We start from the raw sequence: 18,429 nt of genomic DNA on the forward strand, positions 1-18,429 counted from the left end.
TAAATGTTATAGCGGTTCAGGATTTCTTTTTAAAATAAAAACAGTACTTGGCTATGAATTTTCATTAATATGAGGAGTGCATTTCTTCCCCTCTTTTGCCAATACATATTTCAAACGTCTCGGTGTTGTGGCTAAATGTGGATTTATCGCTTGGATTTCTTGTTTTTGCTCCAGCAAAATATGGATAAAAGTGTCCGCGATTAGTGGGTCAAATTGCGTTCCGCTATTTATCTTTATTTCATTTAAAGCTTGATTGAGACTCATTGCATTTTTGTAGGAACGATTAGTTGTCATGGCGTCAAAAGAATCGGCAATACACATAATTCTTGCAACTAATGGGATGTCATCTCCTTTTAAACCGTGGGGGTATCCACTTCCATCAAAATGCTCATGGTGGTAAAGGACCATATCTAATACGCCCATTTCGGCAATACTGGCAACTTTTTTTAAGGTGTTATGCCCAATAATTGGATGTTGCTTAATGTGTTCGAATTCTTTTTCCGTCAAGCTCGTGGGCTTGCTCAGAATTCTCTCTGCAATTCCGATTTTGCCGATATCATGGAGTAGGCCGCCGATGTAAACAGCCTCACAGGCTTCTTTTGAAAAATTAAGCCGTTTCGCAATGAGTACTGCATACCTTGCAACATTCTCGGAGTGGTGATTTGTATACTTATCTCTTGAGTCTAGTGAACTCGATAGTGCGAGGATTAATTCCTTTTTGAGCTTCTTAATGTTGTGATATTGATTTGTCACGGTGTGTGCTAAAAAGGCAATGACTAAATAAATGAATATATTCACTAGAATGGAGGCAGCACTTTGCTGTGTACTTGTGTTCATAAATTGAATGAAAAAGCCAAATGAACAGCTTCCTATTAAATATCGTTTAGGTAAATTCCAAAAACTAATCCCTAAAAATATATAAGTAACCGCATATAGAACTTGAAAATTATTACTCCAATGCGTAATAAATGGTACGCATACTAATAATATTAATAAAGCAATACGGAAAAAAGCGATCGTTCTAAGTGATGGCAGCAAATTTGAACCCATAGTAACACCTCTTCTTGTACGTATGCTAATATAATTATCTAACGGATTTTTTACTAATTTTAACATTGTTACAATTTTGTGAAAACGACAAAAATCACACACCCAGCGGTGCCAGGCACGCCCCGAAATTTGTCGAACTCGTACCCCTCTGGTGCCAGGTACGCCCCGAAATTTGTCGAACTCGATGTGATGTTTATCATAATGAATTGAACTGAACTTTAGTAGAATAAAGTATTATGTAACTGCTTTCAAATGAAATAAAACATGCTATTTATGGGGTGAGTGTTAAAATAATGGAAGGTCTATTGACAGCAGAGTTTGCACAACATATATGCCAGATTGTTAGTGAGGAAACTGGATATCGTTTAATCTTTGTAGATAAAGAGGGAACCATATTCGCTGCGTACGATCAAGAGAGAATTGGCGATTATCATCCAATTGGGAAAAAAGTGATGGATGGACTCGTTGATGAAGGAGTAGTATCTACAGAAGAGGCTTTAATGCTTAAGGAAAAACTCGGAGATAAGGCCCCCCGTGCAGGAATAAATTTGCCGGTTGTTTACAAAGGCCAACGGTTAGCAAATGTAGGTGTTGGTGGGGATCCAGATGCGATTCGACCAATCCTTGGCTTAACTCGGAGAACCATTTCTTTATATCTTGAAAATAAAGAAATGTTAGATTCACTGACTGGGACAATCGAGGGCATAAACAGTAAATTACAGGAAATGTTATCAAAAACCGAAGAAGTGATGGTGGATGCAAAAGAGGTTGAAAAACTGTCATTCGAAACGCAAAATACAACGGAAGCATCAATTGAAAAAGTAAAAAGCATGGAGGAAGTTATTAAAATTCTTAAGCAAGTTGGTCTGCAAAGTAAAATTCTCGGTTTAAACGCTGGAATTGAAGCGGTGAGGGTTGGCCAAGCTGGACAGGGCTTTGCGGTTGTTGCTAAAGAAATCGGCAAACTCGCAACAGAAAGTGAGACTTCAATTGTCCATGTTTCTGGGATTCTGAAAGAAATCCAGGAAATTTTCCAAACCATCCAGAATCAAGTCAAAGCCAATACTACCATCATTGAAAAACAAACAGGCTCCATGCTCGAAATGGAAAAACTCATCGGCGTCGTCGAACAAGCAATGACCGAGCTCATGATCAATAGGTGACAGGCACCACCCGAAATTTGTCGATTTTTTTAGGGAGAGGAGAGAGATAATTTCTCCTCTTTATTTTTTGTTTGTAGCAGGATTTTTTATGGTTTTAGCGAAAGATATTGTTATGGCAGAATAACAGATACATCCTCGAGAATTTTCTGGCTTTAAAATTCCTGAATTCCTGACTGCTTGAATGCTTGATTCTCCTGAAGCTATACTAATCTGTTCCCTCTTTGTTTTCAATTTTTCTTTCCAATTATTACTTCTCGTGCACAATTTCAATTTTTGCCCAGCCCAGCCCAACCCAGCCCAATCCAATATGAAAAAGTATATTTAATCGAATAGGTGGGATATTTGTGTTTATTTTAGTATCTAGTCTTCTCTTTGCTTATTTTATGATGGGGAGGGAATGATAGATGTCGCGAAAGAAAATGATTTGGATCCCAGATAGTTTTTATAACATATCTAGTCGCGGTAACAATCGTGAGCCGCTCTTTCACAGTCCGGACGATTTTGATACCTTCTTTAATATCCTCGATCATCTTCATGAAAATATTCCGTTTGAGCTAGCTTCTTATTGTCTTATGACCAATCATTACCACTTGCAAATGCGCTGTGCTGAGGTACCAATTTCAAAAATGATGTTCTTTATTAATAAGAGGTATGCGAATTATTTTAATAATAAATATGAATTAAAAGGTCATGTTTTTGAAAAGCGTTATTATGGTGGTTTGATTAGAGATGAAGAGGGGATGTTGGCGGTTAGTCGTTATATCCACATGAATCCTGTTGAAGCATGTATTGTTGGTCACCCACATCATTACCTCTATAGCAGCTACAAGTTCTATGTCAATCCTGATTTGCCTAAACCCCCCTACATGAACATTCACAGTATATTGGACCTTTACACCGGAACAACAGAAGAAAAACTGAATAAGTACCTCAATGAGGTGCCTGTCACCACCCGAATTTTGTCGAATGAATGAGGGGGAGTTCTGGATTGAGGGTTAATTGTGTTTTCTTTGACCCTACGAAAGGTATTTTTGGTATATCTACCATGTTTTTTGTGTATGTATCAAAGATGATATGATTTTTGAGGGGCGTAAAATAATGAGGAATATAAGATTAAAAGCAGCCATGCAGCCTGAACAGATTGCTGATCGGTTACAATACAATCCGGAGATTTTGGAAATACAGCTGAATGAGACGGATCTTTTTCATCCAGAGTTAGTTGTTGCTTATATTAGGGAATTTAAGTCGAAAGGGATTCAGGTGTACCTTCATCACCCGACTCGGTTTCAAGGACGCTACATGGATATCATAAGCTCGAGCAAAGAAATGATCGGGTTTTATGATTGGTCAAGTAAAGAAATTGCGAGGATTTGTAGCCAGGAGGAGGTAAAATGCATTATTCACTGCCACTATTCCCAGTCGGAGAGCAGTCTGTTCACTGGTCGGGCTGAGCGAAAGGCCTTACGGAACCGTGTGGAAAAAATCTTGAACATTTGTGATCGTTCTTTTCTATGGGAGGATACAATTAGAGGGATTTTTTCAGCTGAGAATCCTTATTTATTTTCTGAAATCGTCGAACCATTACATTTGCCACTCAATATCGACATCAGCCATTCGTTCATCGCATTAAGGGGGAATAATGACCGATTGAAACAGCATCTGGATCTATTTGCGCCTTACGCTCGCTATTTTCATATCGTTGATTCGATGGGGGTAAGTCATGATGGACTGCCGTTGGGTGAAGGAAAGATTGATTGGGCAATGGTGAAGCCGTATGTAGGAGATATCGATTTCATATTTGAAGTCGACCTTAGGGGCTCCAACTACATAGATTGTACACCGATGATCAAAAGTGCCGAATACTGGAATGAAATATAAGGTGCAAATATAAGGTGACATTTAAGGTGACAGGCACCACCCGAAATTTGTCGAATTGGATTGGGTTCTGGTGTTGCGTTAATTGTTTTTTTTTCATACTATAATACTTAGGATTTTAAAAAATTATAAATTTTCAAAAAATCAACAAAATGAACGTAATCAACAAATGACCAGTTGATAAAATAGTTTAGGGGAAGTAAATGAAAAAAGAAGAACTACAACAAATCATTAAAGAAATATTGATTATTACAACGAAATACGACGAATTAATGCACCAAGCTCGAGACGTCCGTTACAGATATCGTCCAACCTATTTAAAGAGATCGCTATTATTTTTGATTTGCACCTGGTACCTCTGGGGTACAGCGGAATATTCCTTTTCTGGAGAATTTGTAGTGCGAGCTCTATATGTAAATCTCTTAATTGGTATCCCAGCCTATCTTATGTATAGGTTTTTAGCATTTTTTAGAAGACAACATTCTTTGAAACAATCAGAACGGCTCAAAGAAGAAGCTGATAAATTTTTAGAAGAATCTCTTGAAAATGCTAAACTACCGAGGATTTTCTGCAATACAAGGACATTAAATAAATTTACATACTATATTGAAAGCCATCTCGCCGAAAATCTCAAAGAATGCGCCAACCTTTACCATAACGAAAAACAATATGAGAAATTACACTTAGAAATAGAAATCCTAAAATGGAGGATCGACCAACACGAATCTCGTAAGGTGCCTGTCACCGCTCGAAATTTGTCGAATTAGAGGAGGGGCCGGTACGCTGATAGAAGGCATGTCGGCTTCCTGTTTTGGTGAGTTCCCCGTGCCAGTGCCATGTGTATCCTTCACTTCCGCATACTAGCCCCATTACCTGCACCTTCTAACCCCAATCATCCCTGTTCCAAATAATCCTTCAACGGTCGCTCATCTTCTCGCGATATATTTTTGGATACAAGACTCCGGAATAGTTTTCTTAAGATGTGCTCCTTTGTATCCCCGTTCACAAAATTGCATTCTACGAAAATGAATTCCTCATCTTGGTTGGGCTTGTTTGCTTGCTTAAGTTCGTACCAAAATCTCCTTACATACGGTGAAAACACACGGTGCCAGGCACCGCCCGAAATTTGTCGAACGGGGTGCCTGGCACGCCCCGAATTTTCTTTGTTATTTTATTATAATAGTAATTATTATAATTTGTAACAATTTGTTCAATAATTCGAGCGTAGTTTATGAGTGATGCGCAATATGGAAGGTAGGATTTTAGTCTTGATTCAATAGGGATTTAGGTTAATGAAAAATCCTTGAACATGTAGGAATATATGTTTACTATTTTACAAATATTTTCCTAATGTTATATTGAAAAATTATCTGACAAATGTTATTGTAGAATAGAGAAACTATTCATAAGGAGCGAAATCATGGAGCTAAATAAACTGATCAAAAAGTTGGCAATTGTTACGGTTTGCGGTGTAGGTCTTACTGCTTTTTCACCTGGTCTAGCAGGGGCAGAATCAACTACAGTTGATCCAAATGCACAAAAATTAGTGGATGCTTTAAAGGTTTTGGAAGTAGACCATGTTGATTATCTTTATGCGTACATGCAGACTGTGAAATTAACAGACAGCGAGTACAATAGCATTGTTGCCAATGCTGAAAAAGTGGCTGCGATTCTTAAGGGTGTTAGTAATCCAGCCAATTTAGCAGCCGGAAGCAGAACAGAAATTATTAATTTATTCCTTGATAGTGCAGCCAAAGCTCACATCAAAACTGCATTTGTCGATGGGGATGGAAAAGCTATTTCCCTAACTGATTATAATTTTAGTAAAGGAATTAAATTGCAAATCATGGACCTAAACGGTAAGCTTTTAGCTACTATCGATCCAGATAAGAGCGATTTAAACGCTGATGTTATTGCTAGCAAGGTTTCCGCTATTAAAACCGCAGTAGATGCAAAAGTTGAGTTAGACAAAACTGGTAAATTCACTCCAATGCCAGAAGGAGAATTACCAAATACGGCTTCTGATCTTCCATTAAATATTGCTCTAGGTGGACTATTAGTTGCTATGGGTATCGTATCCCTTAAACCAGCTTTAAAGATTGCTAGAAAAGCAAACTAGGCTAAGGCCCAACTTGACATTATGAGAAAAAGAAAACGAAGGAAAATTAGGAAATTTAAAAAGAGATGGCTGGTCCTGTTAATCCCGGTATCACTTATTGCGGTTGGGATTTTGATTATGGTCACATTCTATTGGGATTTAACGAAACAAACTGTTTTGTTAACGAAAAATGTTGTGGCGCCTTATGAACCTGATTCAACAGCACGTGAGTTTGAACATGAAACTTGGTCAACTTTACCTTCGCCAGGCGATAATCTTGGGGAGCTAAAAATTCCTTCATTGGAATTGGCCTATCCTGTTGTTCAAGGTACTCACGATAATGAACTGAAGATGGGAATCGGTCATTATGCTGGCAGTATGCTACCAGGTCAAGGTGGACAAGTCTTATTAAGTGGTCATCGTGATACGGTCTTCAGAAAGCTGGAGCATCTTAAGGTTGGGGACCAAATCGTCTTCACAACCCAATATGGTGATTTCATTTATGAAGCCACAGATTTTAAAATAGTCGGAGCGGATGATAAAACTATTATTGTTCCAAAAGAATACGAAACATTAACCCTGACAACTTGTTATCCTTTCGATTTTATTGGGGACGCTCCAAATCGATATATTGTTTATACTAAATTTCTTTCAAAAACAGAAACAAAAACAGCAGCTACGAACTAAAAACGCCCTAGCAATAGGACGTTTTTTTTGTGGGATGAAATCTCGGTGCCATTTTCGGTGCCTTTACTGGTGCCTGTCACCGCCCGAAATTTGTCGAATGATCTCTCGGTGGTGCCAGGCACCCCCCGAAAAATCTTTATTGGAAGGTGCTTGTGACTTCTTTGATTTTTTGTGGGGTGACGACGATTTGTGAGTTTTTGGCTTTTAGGACATCATCGTACATGGTTTCGACTGTACCTGTAATTTGTTGATAGAATAATTGCTTGTCTAAATCAATATCCTTCACAGCGAGCCCTAAGCTAATCATATCAGCTGTTGTCATATTGGTTGCTATCATGTATTCAGACGTGGTTTTGATTAAGGCTGGTAGCTTGGTAACTTGCCCGGGACTGAGCGCTTTTTTGGCAATCCCTTTTAAAGCCTCAACCTGCAGCTGCTGCCGCCCATATTCACCATTTTTAAGCGAATAGCGTTGCGTCACAACCTCTGTTACCATATTCCCATCCAACTTTTGCATACCAGCGGGAATTACCTTGTCCTTATTTTCAGAATTCCAAGGATGTGTAAGCTTCACATCAAATGGAAGGTTCATTTCAATTTCCCCAACGGAGTCAACCATCGCCTGAAATCCAGTGTAATTCGTCTCCACATAATAATTGATCGGTATACCCATAAGAGTACTCACAGCGGCAACAGCTGCTTCAATTCCTTGCTCAGCTCCATGCTTTGTCTGCATAATGTATTGAACACTAGTAAGTTTTGTGTAACCGTAACCGTCTAGTTTTACACGTGTGTCTCGAGGAATGCTAACAGCATTGAACTTGTTTTGGTCCAAATTGGCATGGACGAGAATCATTGAATCAGAATGCCCAACCTTTTCGCCCTTCCTTTGATCAGAACCAATGAGCAAGAGATTGAAAACTGGGGTGCTCTGCCTGACCTCCTTGGCGACTTCATCAAGTCTTTTCTCATCAGGAATATTCTTTTTTGAAACATTTAGCGTTTTAACGCCACTTTCGGCCTCAATGACTGGGACCGTTGTAAAGTGATTCTCCGGCTTGAGCTGATTGAACTCATACACAATTCCAGCGATAACCAACAGCACTAAACCTAACAAACTAACCCCAACCATCATCCACTTTCGCTTATTATTATTCATATCATCCTCCGTATACTGGCAGAAGTAACTCCATAGAGACTGGTGGATGTTAGTTTTTCCAAAAATTTCAGATTTAATGTAGGATTAAACATTAAGCAAACGTTAGGATGATTTGTTTGCTATGGTAGCCCGTCATCATCATTATAGGCAGCAGGGGCTGTATAAAATAAAAAAGCGCAGCCAATAGATGGCTACGCACTAGTAAATTCCTCTGTGATGATTGAATTATAAACACAAACCTTGTTTCGGCCAGTTCGTTTCGCCTGATACAACGCTTTATCAGCATCTTCTATTAGCGCCGCGAGATTGTCTGTTGTTTCGTCAAAGCAAGCTACGCCAATCGAAATCGTGATATGAATTGTTTCCCCTGAGTTTAACGTAAAGGGGTGGTTTTCAACTGTTCGGCGAATATTTTCGCTGATTTCCACAGCACGATTTAGAGGGCAATCTAATAGAATAGCAGAAAATTCTTCGCCGCCGTTTCGACTGACAATGTCGAATGAGCGAGCGGTTTTTTTCAAAATTGCGCCTAAGTCTCTTAACACAACGTCGCCTTCTTTATGACCATAGGTATCATTAATCTTTTTGAAAAAATCAATATCGATATAGAGTAGGGTTAGTTGTTCATTTTTGGACTCAAGCGAATGTATTAGGCTGTTAAAAATCTCATCAAATCTTCTAAAATTATTTAGACCTGTCAATCCATCAATGGTCGATTCGGCTTTATAGCGATGAAACAATTCTTGGCTGTTCCGTATGTATTCTATAATGTAAAAAGCTATATAGCCGGCGATGAACGATATGGTCCAATAACTAGGAATTAAGATTATTAACGTAAAAAGGTCTTTAATTAAAAAAATAAACACAAGCGAATAAACAAAATTAGAAAAAGTTAGCATTAAGAAAATTTTTGTGTTTTTAGAAGCCTTTGTATTAGAAATGATCGTGACACCCAAGATGATCGAAACAATTAAGAGGACAGCGATATAGGAAGAAATATTAAATCCGATGAAAAAACGGCCGATGATCACTAATACCATGGAGACAAATGCTGGGATTGCACCACCATAAAATGAGAGAAGGAGTATGGGAATGTGCCGTAGGTCGATAATTGTATCGCCTAAATGCATGCTATAAAGCATAAGAACATTGCTTAATAAACCACCTAAAAACCCTAAGGACAGCTTCACTTTCAGTTTAGAGTTCTTACTTAGTGGAGATACACTCGTTATTTGAGTGTAAATAAAAAGCAGCGATGTCAAAATGCCTAAATTTGCAAGGAGCTCTTTAATAATCAAAATAATCACCCAAATCAAATAGTATCTCATTACTATCATAATATATCAACACCCACAACGAAGACCAAAAATTTGACAATTTGGTGCCGTCGATCTGGTCCTATTTTGTGTTCCACCTGGTGCTCCATCTCCTACTCCATCCAGTAATCCATTTGGTGCCTGTCACCGCCCGAATTTTCTTGTTTCACGGGTGATGTTTCACGGGTGAAGGATGTCACAGTTCTCGTAAATTTTTTCTATTTTTCTAAAGATATAGTCATTTTAATGACTTAACTCACTTACAAACCTTATCTGATAATTTAAACTATTAAAAAACTAGAGATAGGGTGAATCGATTGATCAACATCAGCGACAAAGTAATGGAAAAGACAGGTGTGGATTTACTGGTAGAGTCGTTACAAGCTTCGGGTGTTAGACATGTGTTCGGCTGTCAAAGCGATGGAATGGCGCCATTTTATCAAAAAATAACCAACTATTCCGATATCGAATATATACAATTGAAACATGAGCAGGCCGCTGTTCATGCGGCTGATGGTTATGCCCGTTCGACGGGGAAACCTGGAGTAGTCTTATTAAGTTCGGCAGCGGGTGTAGCAAGTGGGGTGACTGGTATCGCAACTGCTTATAGTGATTCGGTCCCGCTCGTTGTGATTACTGGTCAATATGATTTTTATAAAAATAAAACAAGAGATGGTTATGATACCGATCTTAATTTTTCCGGAGTGAATGTGCCGATTACAAAACATATATACAAGGTTTCAGTTCATGATCAGTTGAAGCAGGTGATTCAACAAGCATTTCAGATTGCATCAGAGGGGCGCCCAGGTCCAGTCGTAGTGGAGGTGACGGAGGAAACATTAACGGAATCGGTAAGCTCAAGTGGTTTCCTGTTCGCGGAAGTACACAAGCCAACGCCAAATCCAACGCCAGCACCAGAAAAAATAGTAAAGTCGCTCAATGATAAAACATTTGCGAAGGCACTTGAGATGATTGAGTCTGCAAAGAGACCTGTGTTTTTTATTGGGGGAGGTGTGAATATTTCTGGAGGGGCTGATGTGCTTCGGGAAATCGTGGCGCAGTCGGGGATTCCGGTCGTGAGCTCGTTAATGGGACTGGGTGTGATGAAGAGTTCAGATCCGTGTCATCTGGGAATGCTTGGTATGCATGGTACGTTTGCTTCAAACAAGGCTGTTCACCGTTGTGACCTGTTGGTGGCAGTGGGAGTGCGGTTCAGCGATCGTGTAACTGGGAAGATTAGCGGGTTTTCACCCAAGTCGTTGAAAATCCATGTAGATGTTGATCCGGCTGAGATTAATAAAATAATTCCTGTTAATTTGCCAATTGTGAGTGATGCGACAGAATTTCTTGATTTTATCAAAGAAAACCTGGATTTTGGGGTAGTCCGTGATCGGATTGGGGATTGGTCTCGAGAGACATCGGAAATGAAGCGAACCGTGCCGAGGTATGACAAATCGTCAAGTGTCTTAAATCCGCAAACGATTATTAAACTTCTTAATGAATGCTCGGGAGAGGATACGGTTGTGGTGACTGATGTTGGACAGCATCAGATTTGGACTGCCAATCACTATCAATTTACAAAGCCAAGAACACTTGTGACTTCTGGAGGTTTAGGCACGATGGGGTTTGGGCTACCAGCTGCGATTGGAGCAATGGTAGGGAATCCGCACGCAAATGTGATTTGTGTTTCTGGCGACGGAAGTTTTCAAATGAATTTGCAGGAACTGATTACGGCTGTGGCTTATCGGCTGCCGATTAAAATTGCCATTATGAACAATGGTTATTTGGGTATGGTGCGGCAATGGCAGGAAATGTTCTATGACCGCCGTTATTCCTCGGTGAAAATTACTTCACCTGACTTCGTTACACTAGCTGAAGCATATGGAGCGGTCGGATTTTACGCCAGTAACGAGGCCGAGGCACGCGAGATCATCACGAAGGCGTTTGAAATGGACGGTCCGGTGGTGATGGAATTCAACGTCATGGAAGAAGAAAACGTCTATCCAATCGTCCCACCAAACCAAAGCAACAACGACCTAATATTAGGATAGCTGCCATCTGGGCACCTATTAGTTTACATCTAGGGGTCGATCTAGGTGTTCATCTAGGTGCCTCTAGGTGCCTGTCACCACCCGAATTTTGTTGGTTTTGCTCGTTTTTTGTCGATCGAATGGATTTCAAGGGGTTGTAACCGATCAACAGGGTGACGAGAAATGTGACTGGAATAAGGTAGTCGATTATTTGAAAGCCAGGGTAGCTGGCCTCGAGGAATTCGCTACTTCCCTTTATATTGACGATGAAATAATAGTCTAAGCCAACGAGTGAGGTGTAGCTAAGAATGGCGATGGCAAGGGTTCGGAAAGCTTTGATTTTGCCCGCTACTGTGTGGTAGATGACGGGCAACAGCAACGGAGTGGCAATGTATAAGATAAAGTCGAAGCCGTCAGGGATTAAATCTAGACTGAGCTGTGTTAGCAAAATTAAAAATGAAGCGGCGAATAGAGCATTTTTTGCGACGCCACTAAGCCAATTGAAACCGAAATAAGGGAGCTTCACTAGGAGCATGCCCACGAGGATTAGCGCAGTTTCTAATCTTGTTAAATGGAAAGCGCCAAGATTGATATCAATGAGAATATTCTCCGGGACTAGCTTAATTAATAAGGTACTAATGGGAATGGCCGTGGCAATCGAGATGATAAAATGCAACAGAATATGGTCTGGAAATTTGAGTAGGAAGGGAAATACCACGACTGCAATCATGACGGGTATATATAACTTTAGGAAAAATTCACTATAGGTTGATAAGAATAGGCAAAATGAATAGCCCACAAATAGCGAGAGCGTTTTTATCCCAATATTCAAAGCTAACACCCCATTTTGACTAATAGTAGCAGGTGCCTCAAGGTTTTGCTGAGATTTTTCAGTGAAACGAGCAATATAGGAAATATATATTATGTATATCGTGGAACCGGGGATATATTCTTGATATTAAAAGAAAGCCGAAAGTGCTATTAAGGTGCCAGGCACCGCCCGATAAATCTTGTTTCACGGGTGGTGTTCCACGGAAAGAAAGGATAAAAAAACGCCGAACACCTATTGATTTTTTAGGTGTTCGGCGTTTCCAGGGGGGATTATTTAATTTTGCTCCCGTATAGTGCTCGATTGCTTACATAATTGAAGTCGAACTTGAAACCATATTCATAGGCTTCATTCATTAATTTCCGTTTTCTGATGATCTTTCCGTACAAAATGAGTGCTTTACCGTCGATATTAATACTGGTTTTATAAATTGCAATATAATTAACTGGGAAATCAAGCTTACTCATAAACTTCAAGCCACCAGCACTAATATCCACGACTAGAATGGCAGTCTCATTGTGGACGAGGAAATCGGAATGATAAGAATGAGTCTCCAGGTTAATCTGCGCCTGAATCCCATTTGTAATTTTTAAACGATCAAATTCCCGCCGACTAAGCACATTGCCACCCGCCTAATGCTATTTTGAAATATTATAACACTTCACCATAAGAAAATCAGTACTAGAGGGCACTGAAAGTAAATCTATTGCACATCACATAATATTCACGTCTTGTGCTAAAAGTAATAATACTGTGAAAAGTTTCTTTGTTATACTTGAAGAAGCGTGAGATAATTCTAAAAATTGAAAAGGGAGGGATTATCTTGGAATTTATCACATTTGCGATTAATATTGCCATCGTTATTTTTTTAGTCATTGATGCACCAAAGTATGGCAAAAGCCCAATCTTATGGGGTGTACTTGGCTTTTTCTTTAGCGCAATCGCCTTAGGTATTTACTTAATCAAAACAGGAAGGACCGTTTGGGGTTGGGTCATTACCATAATATTTGGGCTTGGATATATCATTGTCGTATTCCTCATCATCGGTTTATTTTCATTATTCTTCTTTTTATAAGGGTGGTGCCAGGCACCACCCGATTTTTGTCGAATGATTGAAATGAAATCTTCATCACTTCCACATAAGTTCTTCATAAGTTTTACACACCGACATAGTAATATTTATATCAAGAAGAGCAATACATACTCTCTTCATTATCAAATTAACCATCAGTTTTAAAATATTAGGGTCGGAAAGCCCTAGTCAAGAAAATCGATAATAATAGGACCCTCGATTTTCAAAACGATTCAGTAACTTGTTTAATTCGCATCACCTACCTAAACTTAAAACTCTCTTTGTTAAAGCTAACCGCGATGGTTAGTTTTTTTTTATCATGGTACCTTTCATGGTACCTTCAAGGTGCCTGTCACCACCCGAATTTTGTCGAATGGTAAAAGCGCTTTCCTAAATAGAAAAGCGCTTTTACCGCAGCTTCAGCAACGGCTAACCCAATTTCTCAAATGAACGCAAGAATTTAGCACTAGGAACCCGTCGCAAAACAGTGCGCCCCTCATTTTCAAGGATTTCTAAAAATATGTCTGCTATGAAGGGGTCGAATTGGATACCACGGTTATTGAAAATTTCCGACTTGGCGTAACTCAAGTCTAATGCGTTTCGATAGGTTCGTGTGCTGGTCATCGCATCAAACGAATCTGCAACACAAATAATTCTGGCTACCATGGGAATTTCCTCCCCCTTGAGCCCTGCTGGGTAGCCCGTTCCATCATAGCGTTCATGATGATAGCGAACCATATCTAACACCCCAAGTTCTTCAACCGATGAGATATGCTTAAGCATGTTGAAGCCGAGATCGGGATGTCGTTTGATTTGTTCAAACTCTTCCCTAGTTAATCTTGTTGGTTTTTTCAAGATGGACTCTGAGACACCAATTTTTCCAATATCATGCAGTAAACCACCGATATAAATAGCATCGCACTGTTCTTTTGACAATTTGATCCTTTTTGCTATCATTAACGCATATTTGGCAACATTTTCTGAATGATGGCCAGTATATGTGTCCCTTGATCCCAGCGAATTAGACAAGGCCGTGACTAATTCTTGTTTTAATTTCTTGATGTGAAAAAATTGTTTCGTAATCATATATGAAAAGAAGGTAACCGATAAATACATTAATAAGCTGACTAATAGAGCAGTAGTACTTTGATATTTTCCTAAAATAAATATTTGAATGACTAGGCCGATACAACTAGCAAGGAAAACGTACCAGCTTGGGTAGTTCCAAAGACTTATCCCTAATGCCAGAAACGTTAATACATAGAGTGAATAAAAATCAGGATTCCAATATGTTATGAGTGGTACGGCAATTAATAATATAAACAAAAGGTAACGTAGAAGCCTTAGTGTCTGGGTGGTAGGTTTGTATTTGCTCGTCAGGATAAACACCTCGATTGTTTATATTTCGAATGTTAACAACAGGGTAATGTATTGAAACCAAACATGCAGTGGCAAAAGTCTCACTTTTTACAAAAAAGTACCTGTCACCGCCCGAATTTTGTCGGAATTAATCGAATTTTGTTGGTGTGAGTTGAATTGACGAATAGCGAATTCTTCACAACTTCCACATAAGTTCCTCATAAGTTCTTCACACGCACTTAGTATTATTAAGTCAAGGAAGATGTGAGGTGTTGAGATTCAATAACAACAACACTAGCACTTCAAAACTTAATTAATAACAATTTTCGATAGCAGGGTCGGAAAACCCTTGCCAGGAAAATCGATATTATTGGACCCTCGATTTTCCAACTTAGTGCTAAACGTTTATCACTAAGAAGCCTTTTGAATTAACCTTTCTAATAAAATTATCTCTCTTTTCTAAGCTGACCATGGGTTGGCTTATTTTTTTTGGAAAATAAACATTGCAAATTTACTTCTCAAAAAATCATCACATAACAAAGAAGTTCCAGAAATAAGCATCAAAAATCGGATGTTCTTTATTGAGAACGATAGGATTATGTTGTATAATCAATACCGAACTTAGTAAAATTGAAAAAATGTTTGTGATTATTCGAACAATCCACGAGAAATTTTGGGACGAAACCAAACCAAACTCCAAATGCGCAGCTAAAGGGCGGATTCAGCCTTTGTAATGAGAACAAAGGAGCTGAGATTATGAAAAAAAGATTTAGTAGATTAGTGATATTGTCCATTATGATATTATTTCCATTTAATATATCAATCAGCGCGAGCCCCAACACACCTTCAGCCAATGGAAATCTTCAAACCGATGAAACGGAAAAATCAAACAAAGCTATAAATGAACTTGTTGAGGTTGCTTATGAATTAGGTAAAAGTGGTAAAACATACAAACTTCCACCAGATTACTCAGAATCAGAACAAGTTTTTAAATCATATTACGAAAAAGGTTATAAGGAATACGAAAAAAATCAGAAAAACCATGTAAAAATCGCTAATGTGGGTGCAGGTCTGTTGTTTTTTGCATGGCTGTGCCGTCGCTTTTATGTGGCTAGAAAAATGATCAGTTAGAGGTGGTTGTGATGGGAATCTACCGGAGTATTTGTTATTTTGTTGAGGATATAATCGTTAAATTTTTGGGAAAAAAGCAATCATCTGATGAGCTCAAAGCAAAAGTGAAGCAATATCGAATCACAACAGAAGAACAAGAACTCGAGAACTCAGTTTTTTAATTATGTCAGAATTTATAAGTTTCATTTTTACAGTGCTGGCACACGTCGCGCACAATGCTTCTAAACATTAAAAAAAGCTGGCCAATAGGTCAGCTTTTGTTCGTATGTAAAATACATATTAAGCTTGTTAGTTAGCTGTTCCACTTTTACTAACATTTGCAGCGTCTTTAATTACTCTTCTTGTTTTACCACATCTTACACATTTGCCAGTGTAATAATCGATTTTATGCTTTTTTTGAAAAAAGCAAATGATTGCGCCGAGCTTCAAGTAAGCTTCCCCCTTTGGACCCTGACCCCTGCATACTTCAAAAAAATCCACTTTGTCATGTCCGATCCTTCACCAATATCAATTTTTATCCACATTTAATCCAAAATTAGTTTACAGCTAAAAAACTAATATCGCAATAACATTTACTAAAAATTATGAATAATTTAAATTAAAAATTATTTTAGTAAAATAAATCTAATAATTCTCATAAATTTGTGAGGTGTAATTGTTTACAATTAATTCTGAAAATTGTAAAATTATTACACATATTTATATTCATAAAAATTGATTAGGGAGAACGCGCTAAGTGAGATATTACGAATTGTTAGTCTCGATTTTTACAAAAGAGATTGGTTATTTAATAGAAGAAACAAGGATAGAAAATAAATTTGCCAGTATTTTAGCAGCGGAATTTCTATATCAAAATAAAATCTATGTGAAAATCATTTTCATAGAGATTGAACCGGAAGTTTGGGTTATTCACCATGAGCTATCGCGTGAAGACCATACGCTCCTAAAAAAAATGGGGTATTGGTGTGAACGGATCAGCCGTATCGGAAACACGAAGCACGTCACCATACTGCTGTCTGAGGATATACAAGATGTGTTGCGGCAGAATGCCATAACCACAAAAATAAAATGTAGCATTCAAAATTTTTTAAACCTATTTCCATTATTCAATACTTCAGAACAGCCGTTGGCTAAAACTGAACGCAGCAAATCAAGGATTGAGGCGACAAACGCCAGAAATGTTTCCTAAAATAAAATCTTCACAACTTCCACATAAGTTCCTCATAAGATCTCCACACGATCTTTGTATTATTAACTCAAGAAGAACAAACAAGGTTCTTCCATAACTTAATTAACAATATGCTTAATATATCAGGGTCGGAAAACCCTGGACATTGGAAAATCGATAATAATAGGACCCTCGATTTTCACAACTTAGCACAAACGATTGCGCTAAGCCAAGTAACACCCGATGCTGTATGTAAAACCTAAAAACCTCTCTATTACAAAGCTGGCCAAAAGGGTCGGCTTATTTTTTTGCTTTCAAAAAACGAGAAATTTTTGTACGTCCAACGTTATATTTTCCTAAAGTTTACAAATTCGCCCAATTCTACCTCGGTTACTTCATATCCGACATCCAACCACCAGGAGGCATGCGACCCACTAATCTCGCTATTAACCCACCAAACCTGGTATTTGTAAGCAGCTTCTGGCAAAGCCTCTCCTATGATGATTTCAATTTGCCGAAAAGAAAGCAATATACTGTATTCTGTCCAATTACCTAAAAAGTTTTGCAACGAAAAGTATTGGTTTTCTGTATTAATGTTGTTCATAAATGCCCATTTCTCCCTCGATTTGAATATTACTACTTTTCTAGCCTGATTTTTCAGAAAATATACGCTGGGGCTCGATGTAACATAAGGAGCCTGCGCCGGATTCTCCCAATTACCTTATTTTCCTAAAAACAAACCACTTGAGTTCTCCTCAACTGATTCATGCCTTGGTTGAGGCTTCTTTTTCCGAAAAATCAACCAAGCTATTAAGCTCAAAACGATCACTAATGCTTCCATTGACAGTATGTACCAAGGGTAGGGACCAAGAAAATCCAAGAGGCTAAAGTGTGTGGGTTTGTGACTTAAGTACCAGTAATTTCCACCAGTCAGGCGATTAACAAGGATAATGAACGGCAACAGTACGTTTAAAAAGACAAATAGTTTAACGGTCGACTTGAATGTGGGACGATAGCCCTTCACCCAAGTAAAATAAAATGCGACCCAGACAATCATCAAGTGCGTATAGAAAAAGTGGAAAAACCGGAAATGTGGGAAATCATAGTGGAGAGAGGGAAAAAAGATAGATTGGGTACAGCCTAGAACAGCAGTGAAAAAGACCAATTCGTAAATGACCTTCGATTTACGTACTAATAAAATGACGGTTAGCACAAGGCTAATGCTGCAAAGTTCAAGCTGAACGGAATGGCTCACATCCCAATTTCCATTCACCATCATCCAGACGTGGTAGGTCACTTCAATTAGGACCAAGCTAAAGGCAATAGCGAGCTCGCCGGCCGTTGGGAAAAGTTCTTTCAGCCTGTCTCGGAAAATAAAGGTGAGAAACGATACTAAAATAAAGCTGACCATGACAAAAACATGACTTGTAGAATACATTTCAAATTGGAAATGCAGAGAACTACCGCCAAACCATCCCAAAATGATCACCCC

20 protein-coding genes are annotated in these 18,429 nt (G+C 38.6%); 11 read left to right on the forward strand and 9 right to left on the reverse strand.

The genetic code is table 11. The annotated features are described in order from the left end of the window. Nucleotides 1-51: 51 nt before the first annotated feature. Nucleotides 52-1,050: an HD-GYP domain-containing protein gene (locus tag HHO41_RS00250; protein WP_169094820.1), complete on the reverse strand. Its 999-nt coding sequence runs from the start codon at nt 1,048-1,050 to the stop codon at nt 52-54. Nucleotides 1,051-1,343: 293 nt separating this feature from the next. Between HHO41_RS00250 and HHO41_RS00255 the strand changes: the two genes are divergently transcribed. The 6 genes from HHO41_RS00255 (at nt 1,344) to HHO41_RS00280 (ending at nt 6,873) form a co-directional block, all read left to right on the forward strand. After that, entirely contained in the window at nt 1,344-2,213 is an 870-nt protein-coding gene (locus HHO41_RS00255) for a sugar diacid recognition domain-containing protein (protein WP_169094821.1), read from the forward strand. A gap of 404 nt (nt 2,214-2,617) precedes the next feature. Further along, nucleotides 2,618-3,187, forward strand: coding sequence for a transposase (locus HHO41_RS00260; protein WP_169094822.1), 570 nt, complete (start codon nt 2,618-2,620; stop codon nt 3,185-3,187). A 124-nt stretch (nt 3,188-3,311) separates the two neighbouring features. Continuing rightward, on the forward strand, nt 3,312-4,091 hold the full coding sequence (locus HHO41_RS00265; protein WP_169094823.1) for an apurinic/apyrimidinic endonuclease family protein: 780 nt from the start codon (nt 3,312-3,314) through the stop codon (nt 4,089-4,091). Between the two features lie 200 nt (nt 4,092-4,291). Next, complete coding sequence (locus tag HHO41_RS00270; protein WP_169094824.1) at nt 4,292-4,855, forward strand: hypothetical protein; 564 nt, start codon at nt 4,292-4,294, stop codon at nt 4,853-4,855. A gap of 653 nt (nt 4,856-5,508) precedes the next feature. Further along, a complete protein-coding gene (locus HHO41_RS00275; RefSeq protein ID WP_169094825.1) occupies nt 5,509-6,207 on the forward strand; it encodes a cell wall anchor protein in 699 nt (232 codons plus the stop codon). Nucleotides 6,208-6,228: 21 nt separating this feature from the next. Next, the gene (locus HHO41_RS00280; RefSeq protein WP_169094826.1) at nt 6,229-6,873 is read left to right on the forward strand and encodes a class D sortase; all 645 of its coding nucleotides are present in this window, start codon (nt 6,229-6,231) and stop codon (nt 6,871-6,873) included. 136 nt (nt 6,874-7,009) lie between these two features. Here the strand turns inward: HHO41_RS00280 and HHO41_RS00285 are convergent, their stop codons facing one another. Both HHO41_RS00285 and HHO41_RS00290 read right to left on the reverse strand, forming a co-directional pair. Next, on the reverse strand, nt 7,010-8,032 hold the full coding sequence (locus HHO41_RS00285) for an LCP family protein (RefSeq protein ID WP_169094827.1): 1,023 nt from the start codon (nt 8,030-8,032) through the stop codon (nt 7,010-7,012). 191 nt (nt 8,033-8,223) lie between these two features. Beyond that, on the reverse strand, nt 8,224-9,369 hold the full coding sequence (locus HHO41_RS00290; protein ID WP_248278309.1) for a GGDEF domain-containing protein: 1,146 nt from the start codon (nt 9,367-9,369) through the stop codon (nt 8,224-8,226). 287 nt (nt 9,370-9,656) lie between these two features. Here HHO41_RS00290 and ilvB point away from each other — a divergent pair, with 287 nt between their 5' ends. Continuing rightward, on the forward strand, nt 9,657-11,399 hold the full coding sequence (gene ilvB / locus HHO41_RS00295) for a biosynthetic-type acetolactate synthase large subunit (protein WP_348981199.1): 1,743 nt from the start codon (nt 9,657-9,659) through the stop codon (nt 11,397-11,399). A 49-nt stretch (nt 11,400-11,448) separates the two neighbouring features. On the opposite strand, the gene HHO41_RS00300 is transcribed toward ilvB, so the two are convergent. Both HHO41_RS00300 and HHO41_RS00305 read right to left on the reverse strand, forming a co-directional pair. Further along, a complete protein-coding gene (locus tag HHO41_RS00300; RefSeq protein WP_169094829.1) occupies nt 11,449-12,210 on the reverse strand; it encodes a hypothetical protein in 762 nt (253 codons plus the stop codon). 269 nt (nt 12,211-12,479) lie between these two features. Beyond that, on the reverse strand, nt 12,480-12,827 hold the full coding sequence (locus HHO41_RS00305) for a PilZ domain-containing protein (protein WP_169094830.1): 348 nt from the start codon (nt 12,825-12,827) through the stop codon (nt 12,480-12,482). Between the two features lie 203 nt (nt 12,828-13,030). Between HHO41_RS00305 and HHO41_RS00310 the strand changes: the two genes are divergently transcribed. Continuing rightward, nucleotides 13,031-13,282, forward strand: coding sequence for a hypothetical protein (locus HHO41_RS00310; RefSeq protein WP_169094831.1), 252 nt, complete (start codon nt 13,031-13,033; stop codon nt 13,280-13,282). Between the two features lie 426 nt (nt 13,283-13,708). On the opposite strand, the gene HHO41_RS00315 is transcribed toward HHO41_RS00310, so the two are convergent. Next, entirely contained in the window at nt 13,709-14,605 is an 897-nt protein-coding gene (locus HHO41_RS00315; protein WP_248278310.1) for an HD-GYP domain-containing protein, read from the reverse strand. 789 nt (nt 14,606-15,394) lie between these two features. Between HHO41_RS00315 and HHO41_RS00320 the strand changes: the two genes are divergently transcribed. Together HHO41_RS00320 and HHO41_RS00325 are read left to right on the forward strand one after the other, a co-directional pair. Next, complete coding sequence (locus tag HHO41_RS00320) at nt 15,395-15,769, forward strand: hypothetical protein (protein ID WP_169094832.1); 375 nt, start codon at nt 15,395-15,397, stop codon at nt 15,767-15,769. 11 nt (nt 15,770-15,780) lie between these two features. Then, the gene (locus HHO41_RS00325) at nt 15,781-15,930 is read left to right on the forward strand and encodes a hypothetical protein (RefSeq protein WP_169094833.1); all 150 of its coding nucleotides are present in this window, start codon (nt 15,781-15,783) and stop codon (nt 15,928-15,930) included. 127 nt (nt 15,931-16,057) lie between these two features. Here HHO41_RS00325 and HHO41_RS00330 read toward each other — a convergent pair whose 3' ends face one another. Next, entirely contained in the window at nt 16,058-16,198 is a 141-nt protein-coding gene (locus HHO41_RS00330; protein WP_169094834.1) for a hypothetical protein, read from the reverse strand. Between the two features lie 307 nt (nt 16,199-16,505). Between HHO41_RS00330 and HHO41_RS00335 the strand changes: the two genes are divergently transcribed. Then, the gene (locus tag HHO41_RS00335; RefSeq protein ID WP_169094835.1) at nt 16,506-16,958 is read left to right on the forward strand and encodes a hypothetical protein; all 453 of its coding nucleotides are present in this window, start codon (nt 16,506-16,508) and stop codon (nt 16,956-16,958) included. Nucleotides 16,959-17,283: 325 nt separating this feature from the next. Here HHO41_RS00335 and HHO41_RS00340 read toward each other — a convergent pair whose 3' ends face one another. Further along, nucleotides 17,284-17,541 carry a DUF7662 domain-containing protein gene (locus HHO41_RS00340; protein ID WP_169094836.1) on the reverse strand — a complete coding sequence of 86 codons (258 nt, stop codon included), beginning with the start codon at nt 17,539-17,541 and terminating at the stop codon, nt 17,284-17,286. A 117-nt stretch (nt 17,542-17,658) separates the two neighbouring features. Then, nucleotides 17,659-18,426, reverse strand: coding sequence for a YwaF family protein (locus tag HHO41_RS00345; protein ID WP_348981209.1), 768 nt, complete (start codon nt 18,424-18,426; stop codon nt 17,659-17,661). Between the last annotated feature and the right edge of the window lie 3 nt (nt 18,427-18,429).

Source organism: Bacillus sp. DNRA2 (genome assembly GCF_012843265.1).
Lineage (GTDB): Bacteria > Bacillota > Bacilli > Bacillales > Cytobacillaceae > Bacillus_BU.

Bases quoted from the DNA above. Each gene is read 5' to 3' on its own strand.
- HHO41_RS00280 (WP_169094826.1), top strand. From the start codon at position 6,229: ATGAGAAAAAGAAAACGAAGGAAAATTAGGAAATTTAAAAAGAGATGG.
- HHO41_RS00255 (WP_169094821.1), top strand. From the start codon at position 1,344: ATGGAAGGTCTATTGACAGCAGAGTTTGCACAACATATATGCCAGATT.
- HHO41_RS00270 (WP_169094824.1), top strand. From the start codon at position 4,292: ATGAAAAAAGAAGAACTACAACAAATCATTAAAGAAATATTGATTATT.
- HHO41_RS00325 (WP_169094833.1), top strand. From the start codon at position 15,781: ATGGGAATCTACCGGAGTATTTGTTATTTTGTTGAGGATATAATCGTT.
- HHO41_RS00260 (WP_169094822.1), top strand. From the start codon at position 2,618: ATGTCGCGAAAGAAAATGATTTGGATCCCAGATAGTTTTTATAACATA.
- HHO41_RS00340 (WP_169094836.1), bottom strand. From the start codon at position 17,541: ATGAACAACATTAATACAGAAAACCAATACTTTTCGTTGCAAAACTTT.
- HHO41_RS00265 (WP_169094823.1), top strand. From the start codon at position 3,312: ATGAGGAATATAAGATTAAAAGCAGCCATGCAGCCTGAACAGATTGCT.
- HHO41_RS00250 (WP_169094820.1), bottom strand. From the start codon at position 1,050: ATGGGTTCAAATTTGCTGCCATCACTTAGAACGATCGCTTTTTTCCGT.
- HHO41_RS00290 (WP_248278309.1), bottom strand. From the start codon at position 9,369: ATGATAGTAATGAGATACTATTTGATTTGGGTGATTATTTTGATTATT.
- HHO41_RS00275 (WP_169094825.1), top strand. From the start codon at position 5,509: ATGGAGCTAAATAAACTGATCAAAAAGTTGGCAATTGTTACGGTTTGC.
- HHO41_RS00285 (WP_169094827.1), bottom strand. From the start codon at position 8,032: ATGAATAATAATAAGCGAAAGTGGATGATGGTTGGGGTTAGTTTGTTA.
- HHO41_RS00320 (WP_169094832.1), top strand. From the start codon at position 15,395: ATGAAAAAAAGATTTAGTAGATTAGTGATATTGTCCATTATGATATTA.